Origin of the sequence: Streptomyces sp. S.PB5, from assembly GCF_030403745.1 — a bacterium.
Lineage (GTDB): Bacteria > Actinomycetota > Actinomycetes > Streptomycetales > Streptomycetaceae > Streptomyces.
On sequence record NZ_JAQMWP010000002.1, the window covers coordinates 455,265 to 473,107 of the forward strand.

Genomic DNA, 17,843 nt, shown 5'->3' on the forward strand with positions numbered 1-17,843 from the left:
GAATGAGTGAGGAATGGATCGAGCAGCTTTCTAGCTGGCTCACCGGCCGGGGGTTCTCCCGGTCGGGCGATCGAGAGATAGGTAGATTTGGAAACATCTTTATCAGGTTCATGGGTGACCCCTACGAAGTGCATGTCGTGCGTGACCGGGGGGAATGGGCCATCGGGATCTCTCCTGCTGGCAGATCACCCTTGATGTGGCCGTATGTCTGGCGTCACTATCTAGATGCCACCACCCCCGATCCGTCTCGGCTGCCCGAATCGCTTGAGGAGCAACTTGACTTCGTCTACAGAAGGCTTGATGAAGTCATTGAAGCGACTCGTCGCGATGCAGAGATCGAGAACCATCTCCTCGCTATTAATCGTGCGATCATCGGCGCCCGCCTCGGGCTGGATCCCGATACATTGCGACGCAAGGAGGGGGGTGCAGGAGAAGGGGGATGAATCAGAAATTTCTCGACGACGGGATGGCGGAGGGTCCTGCGTTCAGGCTGGCTACTCCTGAGAGGGAAGTGCATTACCTGCTGAAAATGGCTGCACTTTCAGTGATGCAGAGGACGCCCTGATACTCGGAAGGTGAGAACAGGGGTTCAGGAGAAGCTGATCGGTGATCTGTCTGAATGGCTGCGGGCGCGTGATTTCTCACTTGCGACGGAGCGTCAGACTAGCGGTTACGAAAGTACCTACATTCTTCTGGGCGGGGCGGCATGTGTAGTGTGCTTGATCCGAGGCAGGGGGAGCGGGGGGCTATCTGGCCCCTCCCGGCGGTGACCCCAGGATTCCCCGAGGATTTGGCGCTATTATCTCGACGGCACTCCCCTGGAGGAAGTGCTGGTAGAAGGGGCCGAGTCGATCGAAGTAGAGGTTTCCTTTTTCGGAATCGCTGAACGAAGTCATTGCTGCCGCGCAATCTGACGGGGATGTCGGAGACCGTCTCATCGATATCAATTGAGGGATTGTAAAGGACAGGCTGGGGCTGGACCTGGATATGAATCCGCCTGGGCGGCGAGGTGCTGGAAATGGGTAAGGTCTGGCCATGATTGGGTCCGCATTCAATGGCTGAACGATGCGTTTTGGACCCCGCGGGATCTGTTGCAGATCAATAGCACACCAGCGGTACGCCGGGCGGATCCGGCGTACCGCCAGTTGATCACTCCGCGGGTACGGGAGTCAGCGCGACCGCCAGCGGATAGGCGCCGGTCGTCAGTGCGTCCCCGGTGGTGCCGGTCGTGGTGTTGATCGGGACGAGCTTGTTTTCGTCGGCTGTCGTGACGTATGCCGTGTCGCCCTTCCAGCCCAGGCCGACGTTGAAGGCCGATCTGCCGACCGTGACCTTGGTGCCGGGGGCGCCGGTCACCCTGTCGACGGGGATGACGTAGTCGCCGCTGCTGGGGCTGACCCAGAGTGTGCGGCCGTCCGGGGACAGGCCCAGGCCGTATGCCTGGCCGGTGACCAGGAGGGGCAGTTCGGTGTCGCCGGTCGTCGTGTCGATTGGAGTCACCGTGGAGCCGCCGGAGTTGGAGACTTAGAGCGCCCGGCAGTAGGCGTCACTTCAGGCGCTTAGTGGTGGGGCGGCCGTCCCAGCGGTGGCGCGGCGGATGAGCATACGCAGTGTGACGATCGCGGCGGACAGGTAGAGGTAGAAGTCCACGACCCGGCTGCGCTTGTCGGTGCAGCGCCGTAGCTTGCCGAAGCCGTTCATCCACGCGTGGCTGCGCTGGACTACCCACCTCTTGCCGGCCTGGACCGGGGCGGGGACGCCCTTGCGGGCGATCTCGCCGGTGAAGCCCAACTCCTCGAGCGCGCAACGGGTCTTGTCGCTGTCGTAGCCGCGGTCCAGGTTCACGTTGGCTTGGTCGGGAAGTCCGCCGACCTGCTGGTCGGCGGAGTTGAGGGTGGGCACGAGCAGCGGGGAGTCGTGGCGGTTGGCCCCGGCCGAGACGATGCCGAGCGGGACGCCGGTGCCCTCGGTGGCCACCGACCGCTTGAGGTCCTGTTTGCCCCGGTCGACCGGGGAGCGCCCGGCGGCCTGGCCGCCGCAGGGGGCCTTGGTGATGTAGCCGTCCACGGACAGTTCGTCGAGCTCCAGGTCGATCATGCGGTCGTACGCCTGAAGGGCGAGCGCGTGGATCTGCTCGGCTATCCCGAGCTGGGCCCAGTACTTGACGCGGCGTCTGATCGTGCGGTCCGAGCAGCCGGGGCCCGCGATGCGCTCGTAGCCGGAGCCGTGCACCAGGGCGGCGATGACGTGATCGAAGACGACCCGGTCAGGGACGCGCGGGTTGTGGCAGCCGAGCGGGTGCGTGTCGACGTGCTCGGGCAGCAGCGCCGAGAACTGGTCCCACAGCGGTTCGAACAAGCATGATGGCAGGACAGGCACGAGCCCCCCCGGTGTTCACTGAGCGTAGAGAACTCCATGATCACCTGGGCTCGTGCCTGCTCGGCCTCCGGGGCGCCCGATCGGCCACCCACCGCGCCTACTGCCGGGCGCTCTTAGGGCCTGTGTGAGGTTGTGATCAATCTTGGGTTCTGGGCCCGTGAGAGGGCGGGACCTGGTAGGACGCTGGGCGTGACACGTAGGCAACTCACCGAGGAGCAATGGGAGTTCATCGAGCCGTACCTGCCGATAGGCGAGTACGGTCCGTACCCCGATCGGCTGCGGGAGCAGTTCGAGGGGGTGATCTGGCGGTTCCGTACCAGCAGTCAGTGGCGCGAGATGCCTGTTGAGTTCGGACCGTGGCCGACGGTCTACGGGCGCTTTCGCGTCTGGCGGGACGCCGGGGTCTTCTCCGCTCTTCTGGAAGGCATGATTGCCGAGGCCGCCCGCCAGGGACAGACAGACTTATCCCTGGTCAGCGTGGACTCCACCACTGCCCGCGCCCACCACGACGCCGCCGGGATGCACATCGGCAAGGAGGTTATGGACGCCCTTGAGGAAGCTGCCGCCGAGCAGGAGCGGGCCCGGCAAAAGGGGGCGGCCCGCCAGAACAGAACGGACAGGACGGCGGGGACGGCCCCGAGCGGGAAGAGCGACGTCGTATCAGGCGACGGCGCAAGCTCCACTTGAACCAGGCTCTCCTCGGCAGATCCCGTGGTGGGCTGACGAGCAAGGTTCATCTCGCTGCGGACCGCAAGTGCCGTCCGTTGTCGCTCGTGCTGACCGCAGGACAGGCCGCCGACAGCCCGCAGTTCGTCCCCGTGTTGCAGAAGATTCGAGTCCGTCTGCCTGTCGGCCGTCCCCGGACCCGGCCCGACGCTGTCGCCGCGGACAAAGCCTACTCGTCCCGCGCTCACCGCTCTTACCTGCGCAAACGCGGCATCAAGGCAGTCATCCCGGAGAAGAAGGACCAGGCCGCCAACCGGAAGAAGAGGGGCAGCAGGGGCGGCCGACCCACATGCCACGACGACGATCTTTACAAGGAGCGGAACACCGTCGAGCGGCTCATCAACAAGATGAAGGCATGGCGCGGTGTCGCGACTCGATACGACAAGACGCCCGAGAGCTACCTCGCCGGCCTCCACCTCCGTGCCTCGATGATCTGGATCAACGACCTGTTGAAGGCAACTGGCTGATCACAACATCACACAGGCCCTAGTAGACGTACACGTTCTGCTTGGTGCGGCCTTGAAGTTCTCTCCTCCCTTCGCAAGCTCAGGAAGGGGATTCCCGTCTACCTTGCGGCGACGGGTTTGACGGTGTTACCCGCCCTGCGACCGCGCCTTCCGGCGGCCGGGACCTCCACGATGACGTGGCCGATCCGGTACAGGTGCAAGATGTTCCGAGCCGCGTTCCAGTCGGCGTTCGCCGTCCAGCCGCAGTCGGGGTTCTTGCAGACAAACAGTTCCTGGCTCTCTCGGCTGCCGGGGGTGGTGAAGCCGCAGGCTGAGCATCGCCGGGAGGTGTGAGGGGCGGGGACCTTGACGAGCCGCCCGCCATGGCGGGCGGTCTTGTACGCAAGCATCATCACGGTCCGCCCCCACGCTTCCTGGGCGATGGAGCGGTTGAGTCCGGCCTTCGCTTTGGCCCCGTTGTGCAGGAACGCGCCCTTGTTGTCGGGGTCGGGCTTGGGGGCGGGGCTCGTGGTCATGCCGAGGATGTTGAGCTGTTCGACCACCAGCACGCCGTAGGTGCGGGCGAGATACGTGGTGGTCTGGTGCTGCCAGTCCAGGGCTCGTCGCGTGGCTTTTGCTCGGAGCTGCTTGATCTGGTCGTAGGTGTGCTGCAACCGCCTGGAGGTCTTCTCCCCGCGGTTGCGGAACGTCTTGCGGTGCGCGGCCTGTCGCTCCAGTGCGAGGAGCTTGGCCTTCTCCTTCGGAGTCAGCCACTTGTCACGGTCGGAGTCACCGTTCGGCAGGCGCGGCGGGCGCCCGTGGTCCTGGTGGTCCTTGTTGGACAGCGCCAGGGGGATGTTTACTCCGGCGTCGATGCCGGCCTGCGGCCCCTGGTGGGGCTCGGGGGCGCGTTCGAGGGTCTGGACGCGGAAGGCGATGTGCCAGCCCAACGCGTCCTTGACGAGGCGGGCGCCGGTGATCCGGTTCTCCTTGTTGGCCCGCTTGCCGACCGGGAGATCCTTGGTCCAGCGGAAGCGGACCCGGCCCACCTTGGGAAGGTTGACCATGCCCCACCGGCGGTGCACGCGGACGATGTTCAGATCCCGGCCCTGCGGAATGTCCACGGACATCGACGCGCGGAAGCGGCCCTTGAAGCCGGGCTCCTGTGCCCGTCCCTCCCAGCAGTTCACCCAGGCCCGGTGGTATGTCTTCAAGACGGCCTGCGCGGCCTGCGCGGGCAGGACGGCGAGGTAATCGAGGTCCTTGCGGGCCTGCCGGATCGCAGCGTCCGCGGCTGCCAGGGTGCGCTTGTCCTTGGGCATCATCTGCCACCAGGAGTGCAGGCAGTTCCACAGGGTGCGGGCCGCGTGCGCCTGGTCATCCATGAGCCGGATCTCGGCAGGGCTCAGTGCCAGTCGGGCACGGTGCCCGAACTGCCGCTTCACCAGACCGAGTTCACTCACGACTGTCACTCTACTACAGTTGGTTTATGTCACCGCGCTGGAAACCAAACCCCGATGTACGCACCGGCCGTCACGTCGTCCACAACCTGCATGTCCACTTGGTGTTTGTCACCAAATACCGACGTAAGGCATTCACGGACGAGATGCTGACGCGCTGCGAAGAGATCATGCGAGAGGTCTGCACGGACTTCGAAGCCGACCTCAAGCAGTTCAACGGCGAAGAGGACCACGTCCACCTGCTCGTGCACTACCCACCGAAAGTCCAGCTCTCCAAGCTCGTCAACTCCCTCAAGGGCGTCTCCGCCCGCCTGCTGCGCAAGGAGTACGACGCTCACGTACGTCGGTACCTGTGGGGCGGCCACTTCTGGTCCGGCTCCTACTTCGCCGGAAGCTGTGGCGGGGCGCCCCTGACCGACGTACAGCACTACATCGAGCAGCAGAAACGCCCCGTGGGATGAGCTGAACAGTGCAGCCCCCCCGCTTCGGTGCAGGTCACCCCTATTTTGAGACGGCCTTCACCCCGGCGTGAACGCCGGAGCACTGGTCAAGATCAAAGGAGGAAGCCCTCGATCACGCCGCGCAGGGCGGCGGTCGGCCAGTCGCGGATCCTCACCTGCGGCAACTTGCCTGACGGGGACAGGAGTTGGCGCAGGGTCTGGGCGGCGTAGAAGGTGCCGGTCGCGTCGGATCCGGAGAGGGCGAGGACCGTGCGGCCGTCCCGGCGGCCGGAGGCGAGGGCGTAACCGCCGGAGGGGAGTCCGGCCGGGGAGCGGGCGCCCAGCCGTTTCAGAGCGGCGGTGGTGCCGGGGCCGTCCAGGTAGACGGTGAAGGCGGCGGAGGCGGGGGGCTTGTCGACCCTCACGATCCGGTCGGCGCCGGCCTCGCGGAGGGCCGTCTCGACGACCTCGCGGGCCGAGGCGTCCGTGTTCGGGCCCACGACCTCCACGACCCGGTCGGGGACCGTGAAGCGGCCGGGGCCGGTCTGTGTGCTCTGGGGTCGGGGCCAGACCTCGGGGGCGGGTTGCCGGGGCGCGGCCGACGCGGGGGACAGCGACGGGGTGGTGAGACCGGCGGCCGTGAGCAGCACCGCGGCCACCCTCGCCGATCTCCTGGAGAGTCTCGAACGCAAGGTGAATTCATCCACCGGCGGAGTCTATTGATGCTGATTGAATCATTCAATGGTGCGGCAGTCGGTGATCGGCGGTCGGCAATCTTGACGGTCCGAATGTTACCGGTAACATTTCCTAGCCGCCCCGCTACCGGTTCCCGCTGAACATGACCTGTATGGAAGGGAAGCTCCGCATGCCCGCACTGACGACGACGTCCGACGGTTTCCTGCTGCACGGCGAGCCGTTCCGCATCCTCTCCGGCGCCATGCACTACTTCCGGATCCACCCCGACCAGTGGGCCGACCGGCTGCGCAAGGCCCGGCTGATGGGCCTCAACACCGTCGAGACCTATGTGCCCTGGAACGTCCACCAGCCGGATTCCGAGGGCGAGTTGGACCTCGACGGCTTTCTCGACCTGCCCCGCTATCTGAGCCTCGCCAAGGCGGAGGGACTGCAAGTCCTGCTCCGGCCCGGCCCGTTCATCTGCGCCGAGTGGGACGGCGGCGGGCTGCCGGGCTGGCTGACCTCGGACCCGGACATCCGGCTGCGTTCGTCCGACCCCCGCTTCACGGGCGCGATCGACCGCTACCTCGACCTGCTGCTGCCCCCGCTGCTGCCGCACATGGCCGAGGCCGGCGGTCCCGTCATCGGCGTCCAGGTGGAGAACGAGTACGGGGCCTACGGGGACGACACCGCGTACCTGAAACACCTCGAACAGGCCTTCAGGGAAAGGGGTGTCGGCGAGTTCCTCTTCACCTGCGACCAGGCCGACCCCGAGCACCTCGCCGCCGGCAGCCTCCCCGGCGTCCTGGCCGCGGGCACCTTCGGCGGCCGGGTCGAGTCCGCGCTCGCCCAGTACCGAGCGCACCGGCCCGGGGACCCGCTGCTGTGCGCCGAGTTCTGGATCGGCTGGTTCGACCACTGGGGCGGGCCGCACCACACCCGCGACGCCGCAGACGCCGCCGCCGACCTGGACCGGCTGCTGGCCGCGGGCGCCTCCGTCAACATCTACATGTTCCACGGCGGCACCAACTTCGGCTTCACCAACGGCGCGAACCACAAGCACGCCTACGAACCCACCATCACCTCCTACGACTACGACGCCCCGCTCACCGAGTCCGGCGACCCCGGCCCCAAGTACCACGCCTTCCGCGAGGTCATCGCCCGGCACGCGACCGTCCCCGACGAGCCGGTGCCCGCCCCCGGACCCAAACTCCCGCCCACCACCGTCGAGTTGACCGAGCGCGCCCCGCTGCTGCCGAACGCGGGCGCCCTCGCCGCACCCCTGCGCACCGAGGACCCGGCGATGATGGACGAGCTGGGCCTGAGCTCCGGATACGCGCTCTACCGGACCACCGTCCCCACGGCCGGCCACGGCCTGCTGCACTTCGCGGGCGGCGTCGGGGACCGCGCCCAGGTCTTCCTGGACGGCGCCCCCGTCGGCGTACTGGAACGCCGGCACCACGACGAGACCCTGCCCGTCGTCGTGCCCCGCCCCGGCGCCACGCTGGAGGTGCTCGTGGAGAACATGGGCGGCGTCAACTACGGCCCGCGCATCGGCGCCCCCAAGGGCCTGCTCGGCCAGGTCTCCTTCAACGGCGCCGTCCTGCGAGCCTGGGACAACCACCCGCTGCCCCTGACCGGCCTCGCGGCCGTGCCCTTCGTCCCGTCGGAGGCCGGCACGGACTCCGTACCCGCCTTCCACCGGGGCACCTTCGAGGTGGCGGAACCGGCCGACGCCTTCCTCGCCCTGCCCGGCTGGACCAAGGGCCAGGCCTGGGTCAACGGCTTCCACCTCGGCCGCTACTGGAACCGCGGCCCCCAGCACACCCTGTACGTCCCGGCCCCGGTCCTGCGCCCCGGCACGAACGAACTCGTGCTGTTCGAACTCCACGCCACCCACGGCACCACCGCCCGGCTCACCGACACCCCAGACCTCGGGCCGGAGAACTTCTGATGCGGCACCACCTGCGCGTACCCGGGCCCGCCGGGCCCCCGCGCACCGGCCACCTCCCCTTCGCCGACGCCCCGGGTGTGCCCGACCGGATCGAGGTCACCAGCCGGTACCTCACCCGCGGCGGCCGCCCCTGGTTCCCGGTCTCCGGCGAGTTCCACTACAGCCGCTACCCGGCGGCGGAGTGGGAGGAGGAGCTGCTGAAGATGAAGGCGGGCGGGGTGACCGTCGTCGCCAGTTACCTCATCTGGATCCACCACGAGGAGACCGAGGGCCGCCTCCGCTTCGACGGTGATCTCGACCTGCGGCGCTTCGCCGAACTCTGCGCCCGCCACGGCCTGGACTTCATCCCCCGCATCGGCCCCTGGGTGCACGCAGAGGTCCGCAACGGCGGTCTGCCGGACTGGGTGCTGGGCCGCGACTGCGTCCCGCGCACCGACGATCCCGCCTATCTGGAGGCGGTCGGGGTCTGGTTCGCGGCCGTCGCCGAGCAACTGCGGGGGCTCGACCGGGCGAACGGCGGTCCGATCATCGGGATCCAGATCGAGAACGAGCTCTACGACCGGCCGGGCCATCTGCTGACCCTGAAGCGCATGGCCCAGGAGGCGGGGCTGAGCGCGCCCCTGTGGACGTCGACCGCCTGGGGCGGTGTCCGGCTCCCGCCCGATGAACTGCTTCCGCTGTACGGCGGTTACACCGAGACCTTCTGGACCGAGGCCGACGGCGGCTGGCCCGACACCTGCCGCAAGCACTTCTTCTTCACCCACCAGCGGGACGACGAGGGCATCGGCTCCGACCTGCGTCCGGTGGCCTCCGTCCGGGGCAGCGCGCCGGACGCCCTCGCCGACCGATTCCCCTGGGCCACCTGTGAGTTGGGCGGCGGGATGGCGGTCTCCTATCACCGGCGGCCACGGGTCGACGCGGCCGACATCGCCGCGCTCGGGCTCACCAAGATCGGATGCGGGTCGGTGTGGCAGGGGTACTACATGTTCCACGGCGGGACGAATCCGCCGGGGGAGGTGACCTCCCTCCAGGAGTCCCACGAGACGGGGTACCCGAACGACCTGCCCGTGCTGACGTACGACTTCCAGGCACCGCTCGGCGAGTACGGGCAGTACCGGGCGACCTATGACGAACTCAGGCTCCAGCACCTGCTGTTGGCCGACTTCGGGCATCTGATCGCGCCGATGGAGTCGGTGCTGCCCTCGCCGGGGCCGCGGGGGCAGGACGACCGGGAGACCCTGCGCTGGGCCGTGCGCGGCGACGGTCGCTCGGGGTTCCTGTTCGTCAACAACCATCAGCCGCACGAGCCGTTGCCGGAACATCCGGGCACCGCTTTCACCGTGGAGTTCCCCGAGGGCGGTCCGCTGAGCCTGCCGAGTGTTCCGGTGACCGTGCCGTCGGGGGCGGTCTTCTGCTGGCCGCTGCGGCTGGACGTCGGCGGGGTGCGGGTGGAGTGGGCGACCGCTCAGCCCGTGTGCGCGGTGGACGACATCGGCGGAACGGTCCTGGTGCTGGCGGCGGTTGAGGGAATCGCGCCCGAACTCGCCCTGGACGAGGACACGGTGGTCTCGTTGGGCATCCCGTCCGGGGAGGTCTCGTACGGCGACGGCCGGGTCCTGGTCACCGGGCTGCGGCCCGGTCCCGGGGCGCTGGTCGAGGTGGAGACCGTGGACGGCGGCCGGGTCGGGTTCCTGGTGCTCGACGCGGCCACGGCACGTACCGTCTACCGCGGCGAGGTGTGGGGTGCGGAGCGGCTGGTGCTGGCCGACTGCGGGGTGGTGTTCGACCGGGGCGGGATACGGCTGCACAGTTCCGTCGAGCGGCCGTCGTTCTCCGTGTTCCCGGCGCCGGACGAGGACGGGGGGTTCGGCACGTACACCTTGCCGTCCGAGAGGCTCTTCGCCGGCGAGGCCACGGTGACGCTCGTACGGGCCGCCGGGGCCGCGCCCGAGCCGGTGCGGGGGGTGCAGGGGCGGGTGAGTGCGCCTGCCGACAAGTACTTCGACGCGGTTGCGGCGGAGTACCGGATCGATCTGCCCGAGGGTGTGCCGCCGGGGACGTTGTTGCGGGTGCACTGGAGCGGGGATGTGGGGCGGGCCTATGCGGGGGACGTCCTTGTCGCCGATCAGTTCTACTCGGGGCGGGTCTGGGACATCGGGCTGGACCGGGTTCCGGAGGGGGTGTTGCGGGTGCGGGTGCTTCCCGGGTTCGAGGGGGCCGATGTGTATGTGCCGCCGGGGGCTCGGGAGGGTTGGGGGGAGGCGTGTATCGAGCGGGTGGAGCTGGTGACCGTTCGCCGTAGGGCTGTGGGGTGAGTTGTCGGGTGCGGGTGCGGATGCGTGGGGGCTGTCGCGCCCGCTCGGCGCAGCCGCTCCCGATACAGCCCCGCGCCCCTGAACGGGTGCTCCAGCCGGCCTGCGACCTATGCTGGGGCCGATTCGCCCCCGACATCACTCCGAATCGCTCCGAATCACTTCGAGGAAGCACCGCCGATGAACTCCCGCGCCGCCGGCGACCCCGCCCCCAAAGGGCGCAGTCGACGCAACTTCGCGGGCTCGCGGCCCGTCATGGACGACGTCGCCCGGCTCGCCGGGGTGTCCAAGCAGACCGTGTCCCGGGTGCTCAACGACCATCCGGCCGTCCGTCCCGAGACCCGTGAGGCCGTGCAGGCAGCCATGCGGAGTCTCGGGTACCGGCCCAGTCGCAGTGCCCGGTCGCTCGCCAGCGGGCGGACCCGGATGCTCGGGGTCATCTCCTTCGACGCCGCCCGGTACGGGCCCGCGAACATCCTGACGGCCATCAACACCGCCGCCCAGAAGGCCGGTTACCTGCTCAGTTCCATCGCCCTCGACGACACCGCCGACCACGACACCGTCGCCGAGGCGGTGGACCGGCTGTCCGCCGAGGGGGCCGACGGGGTCATCGCCATCGCGCCGCAGCACCGGGTGGGACGGGCCCTCGCCGACACCCGGCTCGACACGCCCCTCGTAGTCCTGGAGAACGAGGTCCGCGGCGGCACGCCGCTCGCCACCGCCGACTCCCGGGCCGGGTCCCGCAAAGCCGTCGAGCATCTGCTGCGGCTCGGCCACGCCACCGTGTGGCACATCGCCGGGCCCTCCGGCTGGACCTCCGCCGACCAGCGTCTGGAGAGCTGGCAGGAGACCCTGAAGGCGGCGGGCGCCGAGCTTCCCGAGCCGCTCGTCGGGGACTGGAGCGCCGACTCCGGGTACGAACTCGGCCGGCGGCTGGCCCGGCGCACCGATGTCACCGCGGTCTTCGCCTCCAACGACCAGATGGCCCTCGGTCTGCTGCACGCCCTCCACGAGGCGGGCCGCAGCGTACCCGGTGATGTCGCCGTCGTCGGCTACGACGACATTCCCGAGGCCGCCCATTTCCTGCCGCCGCTCACCACCGTGCGCACCGACTTCGCCGAGATCGGCGTCCGGTCCCTGCGGCTGCTGCTGGACCGCATCGACGGGCGGACCGGGGAGCGGGCCGAGCCGGTGATCCCCGTCGAGCTCATCGTCCGCCGCAGCTGCGGCGCGCCCGCAGCGTCGGTGTCCCAGGTGTGACCACCCGATCGAGGTCCGGGATCCGGTCCCGTTCGAACACGGGTTGGAGGGGTCGAACATCGGGGTGAAAGGTATCTCTTGGACAGTTCAGGAGTTTGTTGTGATCGGTATCACAAAGGGTCTAGGGTGAAAAACGACTGGGGGGTCCGCCGGGGGGCGCGCTGAACGGCGGCGCGCCACGGGGCCCGCCTCCGGGTGAGGGAAGTGATCCTGTTGTCCGTCGCCTGGGACGACATCGGCGGACTCGTCGATGCCCACGAACGTTTCCTGGCCGGCGCGCGGGTCGACGCCGACGTCCGCGGCTCCGTGCTGGACTCCTGGAAGCGGTGCAGGTCCGCAGGGCTGGAACCGGACCGGCTGCGCGTCCCCTACGCACCCGGCCTCACCCTGGACGGCCCGTTCCTGCTCGCCGCCGAGCCGGTCCTGAAGAACCTCGCCTCCTCGCTCTCCGAGGCCGGCATGACCATCGCGCTCTGCGACGGACAAGGGCGCATCGTCCAGCGGATCGGCGGCGGACGCCGGCTCAGCGACCGGCTCGACGACGTGAACTTCGCCCCCGGGTTCGACGCCTCCGAGCGGATCGTGGGGACGAACGGCGTCGGCACCGCGCTCGTCGAACGCAGCCCCGTCTATGTCGTGGGGCGTGAGCACTTCGCCGACTGTCTGCAGCCCTTCGCCTGCGCCGGCGCACCGGTGCGTAATCCGCTCAGCGGGCGCATCGAGGCCGTCCTGGACCTGACCTGTCTACGGGACGACGGCGACCCCGCCATGCTGCGGCTGGTCCGCGAGGCCGCCCACGCCATCGAAGCCCGGATGCTCGAGCAGTCCGCGGCACGGGAGCGGGCCCTGCTCGCCGCGTACCGGCGGGCCACGGCCCGGGCTGCGACCGACCGGCGGCAGCCCGACCGAGCCGGCGGAGCCGGTGACGAACTGGGCCGGGTCGACCTGGCCGTGCTGCGGGAGAAGGCCGAGGAACTCCTCGCCTCCCCGCACCGCACCCTCGACGAGGTGCCCCTCTCCGGCGGCCGCACCGCCACCCTGTTGCGCCGTCACATCCGGGGCGCCGCCGGGGAGACGGGCGTGGTCGTCGAGGCCCGCATCCTCGGCGGCCCGCATGTACGCCGGGTCTGCCTCACCGCACCCACCGCCCCGGTCACCCCCACCCTGGCCCTCCCGCACTCGCCGGTACCGTCCGCGCCGGCGCCGGCCCCCTCCCCGGCACCGGCACGGACCGTGGTCCCCTCCGCCGGGCTGCGGATCGTCGTACCGCCGCCGCCCGAGGTGGAGAGGCAGGGCCTGAGCGAGAGTGGGGCGACCCTTCCGGGCGGGGCCGCGGCTGTGACGACGGAGTCCGGGACGGCTGTCGAGCCCGGGGCGGCTGTCGGGGCCGAAGCGGCTGTGGGGTTGGAGGGCAAGTCCTCCGCCGGCGCCGCATCGGCCGTAGGGGGCGCGACCCGGATGCCCGGCCCGAGCGGGACGGGTGCGGACGTCGAGGCCGGCCTGCCCGGCGGGATCGAGACCGCCGCCGGTCCCGGGACCGGAGTGTCCGCCGCTTCCGCGGCCGGGGCGTCCGTCGCTTCCGGAACCGTCGTGTCTGCCGCTGCCGGGACCGTCGTGGCCGCCGATGGCGGGCTCGGTGGAGAAGCCCCGCCGTCCGCCGCCCCCCAGCCCGGTACGGACGGCCCCGCCGCCGACGTCCGGCTCCTCCTCCTCGGCGAGCCCGGTGTCGGACGGCTCGCCGTGCTCGCCCGGCGCCGGCTGGAGCTGCTGCGCGACGCGGGCGCACGGATCGGCACCACCCTGGACGTCACCCGCACCGCGGAGGAACTCGCCGAGGTGACCGTGGAGCGGTTCGCCGACTTCGTCGCCGTCGATCTGCCGGACGCGGTGCTGCACGGCGAGGAGCCGGGGCCGCTCGGGGCGGACACCACGCTGCGGCGGGTCGCGTTGGGCGCCGTGCACGAGGAATCGCAGCTGAACGGGGTCGGGGACCCGGTGCGGTACACCCCGGCCACACCGCAGGCCCACAGTCTGGAGACCCGGCAGTCGGTGCTCGAACCCGTGCCGGCAGCGGCCGGTGAACGGCTTGCGCAGGATCCGGCGCGCGGAGAACGGGTGCTCCTGGCCGGGATCCACTCGCTGATCACCGTGCCGCTGCGGGCCCGGGGCGCGACCCTCGGCGTGGTCAGCTTCTACCGGTCCCAGAAGCCCGCCCCCTTCGAGGACGACGACCTCGCCCTCGCCCAGGAACTCGCCGGCCGCGCGGCCATCTGCATCGACAACGCCCGCCGCTACACCCGCGAGCACAACACCGCGCTCGCCCTGCAGCGCAGCCTGCTGCCCCGGGGCCGCTCCGAGCAGAGCGCCGTCGAGGTCGCCTACCGCTATCTGCCGGCGCAGGCCGGGGTCGGCGGCGACTGGTTCGACGTCATCCCGCTGTCCGGCGCGCGAGTCGCGCTCGTCGTCGGTGACGTCGTCGGACACGGACTGCACGCCGCCGCCACGATGGGGCGGCTGCGCACCGCCGTCCACAACTTCTGCTCCCTCGACCTGCCGCCCGACGACCTCCTCACCCACCTCGACGACCTGGTCGGCCGCCTTGACCGCGGCGAGGGCTGGGCTGCGGAGAGCAGCCCCGACTCCGGGATCGTCGGAGCGACCTGTCTGTACGCCGTCTACGACCCGGTGTCCCGGCGCTGCACCCTCACCCGCGCCGGGCACCCGCTGCCCGCGGTCGTCGACCCCGACGGCACCGTGACCTTCGTCGAGCTGCCGTCGGCGCCGCCGCTCGGGCTCGGAGGGATGCCCTTCGAGACCGTCGAGCTGGAACTCGCCGAGGGCAGCCAACTCGTGCTGTACACCGACGGGTTGATCGAGGACCGGCACCGGGACATCGACACCGGGCTCGACCGGCTGCGCACCGTCCTCGCCCAGGCCGGCCGACCGCCCGAGGAGACCTGCGAGGCCGTACTCGACGCACTGCTCCCGGCCCGGCCCCACGACGACGTGGCCCTGCTCGTGGCCCGTACCCACGCCCTGGACTCCGAACGCGTCGCCACCTGGGACCTGCCCAGCGACCCCGCGGTCGTCTCCCGCTCCCGTGCCGCCGTCGCCGGACAGCTCGCCGCCTGGGGCCTGGAGGAACTGTCCTTCACCGCCGAACTCGTCGCCAGCGAACTCGTCACCAACGCCATCCGCCACGCCACCGGCCCCGTCCAGCTCCGCCTCCTCCGCGACCGCGCCCTGATCTGCGAGGTCTCCGACGGCAGCAGCACCTCACCCCGACTGCGCCGTGCCAAGAACGAGGACGAGGGCGGGCGCGGCCTCTTCCTGGTCGCCCAGCTGACCGAGCGCTGGGGAACGCGCCACACGCCCGAGGGCAAGGTCATCTGGACGGAGCTGCCGCTGCCGTGAGCGGCGAGGTCAGGGGCGTTCCAGCTCGAACCAGACGACCTTGCCGGTGCTCAGCCGGGTCGCGCCCCAGCGCCGCGCCAGCCTGTTGACGAGGTACAGCCCGCGCCCGCCCTCGTCGGTGGCCCGGGCCTGCCGCAGCCGCGGCAACTGCGGTACGTCGTCGCCGACTTCGCAGCGCAGTACGTCCGTGCGCAGCAGTCGCAAGGTCACCGGGCGGGTGGAGTAGCGCACTGCGTTCGTCACCATCTCGCTCACCAAGAGCTCGGCGGAGTCGCTCAGTTCCTCAAGTCCCCAGTCGGACAAGGCCCGTCGGACCAGTCGCCGGGCCCGGCCGGGCGCCGCGTCCTCCGGCTCCAGGAACCAGTACGCCACATCGCTCGGCGCGATCCCGTCGAAGCGGGCCGCGAGCAGTGCGATGTCGTCGTCCCGGTCGCCCGGTCCGAGCATGTCGAGCACCTCGTCGCAGAGCGCCTCCAGCGGCGGCGGGCGGTCCGGCCCGGTGAGCTGAGCGGTCGCGGCGAGCTTCTCCCGCAGCTGCTCCATGCCGGTCCACACGTCCCGCAGCCGCGACTCGACGAGCCCGTCGGTGTACAGCAGCAGGGTCGCCCCGGCCGGCGCCTCCAGCTCCACGGCCTCGAAGTCGACGCCGCCGACACCGATCGGCGCGCCCGGGGGCACGTCCAGGACCTCGGCCCGGCCGCCCACGTGCAGCAGGATCGGCGGCAGGTGACCGGCGCTGGCGATGGTGATCTTGTGGGCCACGGGGTCGTAGACGGCGTAGACACAGGTGGCCATGCGGTCCGTGCCGAGGCGCTGGGCCTGCTCGTCGAGGTGGTGCAGCACCTCCTGCGGCGGCAGATCGAGCCCCGCGAGCGTCAGGGCCGTGGTCCGCAGCTGGCCCATGATCGCGGCGGAGGTCATGGAGTGCCCCATGACGTCACCGACCACGAGCGCCACCCGGCTGCCGGTCAGCGGGATCGCGTCGTACCAGTCGCCGCCGACGCGCGCGGTCTCTGCCGCCGGTAGATAGCGCGAGGCCAGCCGGACGCCCGTCGGCCGGGGGAGCGTCTCGGGCAGCATGGTGCGCTGCAACTCGTCGGCGATGTAGGCCTCACGGCCGTACAGCATCGCCTTGTCGATGCCGAGCGCGGTGTGCGTGGCGAGCTGGGCGGCGATGAGGAGGTCGTCCGGCTCGAAGGGGGTGCGTTCGGGGTGCCGCAGGAACAGTGCGGCGCCGATGACCCGGCGCCGGCCACGGAACGGGGCGAGGATGGCGCGCCCGCCGTCGGGGACGATCGACTGGCCGTCCTCGCCGAGGAGTTCCGGCAGCGCGGCGCGGACGGCGGGGGAGTCGGCGAGGACGGGACGTACACCTCGCAGGACGTTCTCGAGCGCACCGCCGGGCCGCACCTCGGACCGTTGGGGAAGGAACTCGTCCAGGCCGTACGGAGCCCTGTCGCCGTCCTCGTCGTGCCCGTCCTGTTCCATCCGGTCGGTGCGGCGCAGGCGCAGCACCAGCGGGCCCGTGGGCCGTTCGTCGCCGACCGGCAGCGGCTCGCGCAGATAGACCAGGATCGTGTCGGAGAACGTCGGCACGGTCGCCCGGCACAGCCCCGTCACGATCTCGTCGAGGTCGATGCCGCGGGCGATCCGCCGGGTCGCGGCCCCCGCGAAGCGCAGCCGGTCCATGTCCCGCGGCATGGGCGTGGGCCGGCCGGGCGGCAGGTTCTGTCCGGTGTGCCGCCCAGGGGCGCCGGACCCGATTGCCGGTGGAGAAGCCGCCGACGGGCGTTCCCTTCGCGCCGGAGCGGCCGCAGCGGGCGGAGCGGCCGCAGCGGCCGGGGCGGCCGGGGCCTCGGCCACGCCGAGGGCGACGTGCGTGGCGAGATGGCCGACCGCCTCGACGTCAGCGGTGTCGAAGACGTCGCGGTCGGGGCGGCGGAGGAACACGGCCGCCCCGATCACGCCCTCGGGGGTGGTCATGGGGGCGAGGAGGACGCGATCGCCTTTCGGGAGACGGGGAGCCGGGCCCAGCAGTTCGCGCAGTGCCCCCTGGAGCGCGGGGGAGCTCCGGCCCAACGTCTCGCCCGCGAGCAGGACTTCGGCCAGGACGCCGGACTGCGACACCGCGGTGAGGGCTGGTGCCGTGCCGCCCATCGCGCCGCCGAGGCCTGCTCCGCGTACGGGAGGTTGCTCGGCCGCCCGCCTGGCCGTCGCGTGCAGTTCGAGGCGTAGTTCGTCGATACCGGAGTAGCCGAGCAGGGTGGCGGTGCGGACGACCGCGCCCGGGTCGGTGCCGGCGAGTTCGGCGATGCCGGTGATTTCCAGGTCCGCGTAGCGGACCGGGTCGGCCAGTACTTCGGCGACCCGGTGTTCGTCGGGGGAGAGCGTCGAGGGGCGGTTTCGCAGCCTGTTCGGCAGGGCACTCAGGGCGATCCGCGCATGTTCCGCCTGCGAACCCCGGAAGTCGCTCGCGGTCAGAAGGAGCCGGTCGGGCACCTTTTCCGGCCGGTGTCGGGGCCCTTGCCCGTGGTCGACATAGACGAGCACCGCGTCCGCCACATGCTCCACGCCCGCCGCGCACAGCTCCTGGACGACCTCGGCCCGATCCCTGGCACGGGCGATACGGCGCACCGCGCCGGCGAGCAACAGCTGAGGATCCGACCGCATCGCCTCATCTTTGGGGAGCCCGGAAGATCTGTCCAGCCGTACGCCCGCAGCCGGACCTGCCAACTCGGCGTCGGTGACCATGACTTCGTCGTACCGGTGACATCGCA

Annotated in this window: 10 protein-coding genes and 2 pseudogenes; 7 read left to right on the top strand and 5 right to left on the bottom strand. The window is 70.5% G+C overall.

Annotation, left to right across the window (positions count from 1 at the left end):
- The first annotated feature begins 2 nt into the window (after positions 1 to 2).
- Positions 3 to 443, top strand: a complete 441-nt coding sequence (locus PH203_RS06870) for a hypothetical protein (RefSeq protein ID WP_289917525.1) — start codon at positions 3 to 5, stop codon at positions 441 to 443.
- 706 nt (positions 444 to 1,149) lie between these two features.
- Here PH203_RS06870 and PH203_RS06875 read toward each other — a convergent pair.
- Positions 1,150 to 1,500 carry a hypothetical protein gene (locus PH203_RS06875; RefSeq protein ID WP_289917527.1) on the bottom strand — a complete coding sequence of 117 codons (351 nt, stop codon included), beginning with the start codon at positions 1,498 to 1,500 and terminating at the stop codon, positions 1,150 to 1,152.
- A gap of 46 nt (positions 1,501 to 1,546) precedes the next feature.
- A pseudogene (locus PH203_RS06880) lies at positions 1,547 to 2,379 on the bottom strand (IS5 family transposase).
- Between the two features lie 189 nt (positions 2,380 to 2,568).
- Here PH203_RS06880 and PH203_RS06885 point away from each other — a divergent pair.
- Positions 2,569 to 3,572: pseudogene (locus tag PH203_RS06885) on the top strand (IS5 family transposase).
- 98 nt (positions 3,573 to 3,670) lie between these two features.
- Here the strand turns inward: PH203_RS06885 and PH203_RS06890 are convergent.
- Positions 3,671 to 5,014 carry a transposase gene (locus tag PH203_RS06890; RefSeq protein WP_289917530.1) on the bottom strand — a complete coding sequence of 448 codons (1,344 nt, stop codon included), beginning with the start codon at positions 5,012 to 5,014 and terminating at the stop codon, positions 3,671 to 3,673.
- 26 nt (positions 5,015 to 5,040) lie between these two features.
- On the opposite strand from PH203_RS06890, the gene tnpA reads away from it, so the two are divergent.
- Positions 5,041 to 5,472 (top strand): IS200/IS605 family transposase, encoded by a 432-nt coding sequence (tnpA, locus tag PH203_RS06895; RefSeq protein ID WP_289917532.1) that lies wholly within the window; start codon positions 5,041 to 5,043, stop codon positions 5,470 to 5,472.
- Between the two features lie 92 nt (positions 5,473 to 5,564).
- Here tnpA and PH203_RS06900 read toward each other — a convergent pair whose 3' ends face one another.
- Positions 5,565 to 6,158 (bottom strand): glycoside hydrolase family 20 zincin-like fold domain-containing protein, encoded by a 594-nt coding sequence (locus PH203_RS06900; RefSeq protein WP_289917533.1) that lies wholly within the window; start codon positions 6,156 to 6,158, stop codon positions 5,565 to 5,567.
- 158 nt (positions 6,159 to 6,316) lie between these two features.
- On the opposite strand from PH203_RS06900, the gene PH203_RS06905 reads away from it, so the two are divergent.
- From PH203_RS06905 to PH203_RS06920, 4 genes are all read left to right on the top strand, one after another.
- Positions 6,317 to 8,080: a beta-galactosidase family protein gene (locus PH203_RS06905; RefSeq protein WP_289917536.1), complete on the top strand. Its 1,764-nt coding sequence runs from the start codon at positions 6,317 to 6,319 to the stop codon at positions 8,078 to 8,080.
- Entirely contained in the window at positions 8,080 to 10,395 is a 2,316-nt protein-coding gene (locus PH203_RS06910) for a beta-galactosidase (RefSeq protein WP_289917537.1), read from the top strand. Before PH203_RS06905 ends, PH203_RS06910 begins: the two co-directional genes overlap by 1 nt.
- Before the next feature lie 177 nt (positions 10,396 to 10,572).
- On the top strand, positions 10,573 to 11,652 hold the full coding sequence (locus tag PH203_RS06915) for a LacI family DNA-binding transcriptional regulator (RefSeq protein ID WP_289917538.1): 1,080 nt from the start codon (positions 10,573 to 10,575) through the stop codon (positions 11,650 to 11,652).
- Positions 11,653 to 11,865: 213 nt separating this feature from the next.
- Positions 11,866 to 15,066 carry a SpoIIE family protein phosphatase gene (locus PH203_RS06920; protein ID WP_289918266.1) on the top strand — a complete coding sequence of 1,067 codons (3,201 nt, stop codon included), beginning with the start codon at positions 11,866 to 11,868 and terminating at the stop codon, positions 15,064 to 15,066.
- 9 nt (positions 15,067 to 15,075) lie between these two features.
- Here PH203_RS06920 and PH203_RS06925 read toward each other — a convergent pair whose 3' ends face one another.
- Positions 15,076 to 17,817, bottom strand: coding sequence for a SpoIIE family protein phosphatase (locus PH203_RS06925; protein ID WP_289917540.1), 2,742 nt, complete (start codon positions 17,815 to 17,817; stop codon positions 15,076 to 15,078).
- Positions 17,818 to 17,843 lie beyond the last annotated feature (26 nt).

Coding starts and splice junctions, on each gene's coding strand:
- PH203_RS06870 (WP_289917525.1), top strand. CDS start 3: ATGAGTGAGGAATGGATCGAGCAGCTTTCTAGCTGGCTCACCGGCCGG.
- tnpA (WP_289917532.1), top strand. CDS start 5,041: ATGTCACCGCGCTGGAAACCAAACCCCGATGTACGCACCGGCCGTCAC.
- PH203_RS06905 (WP_289917536.1), top strand. CDS start 6,317: ATGCCCGCACTGACGACGACGTCCGACGGTTTCCTGCTGCACGGCGAG.
- PH203_RS06910 (WP_289917537.1), top strand. CDS start 8,080: ATGCGGCACCACCTGCGCGTACCCGGGCCCGCCGGGCCCCCGCGCACC.
- PH203_RS06915 (WP_289917538.1), top strand. CDS start 10,573: ATGAACTCCCGCGCCGCCGGCGACCCCGCCCCCAAAGGGCGCAGTCGA.
- PH203_RS06925 (WP_289917540.1), bottom strand. CDS start 17,817: ATGGTCACCGACGCCGAGTTGGCAGGTCCGGCTGCGGGCGTACGGCTG.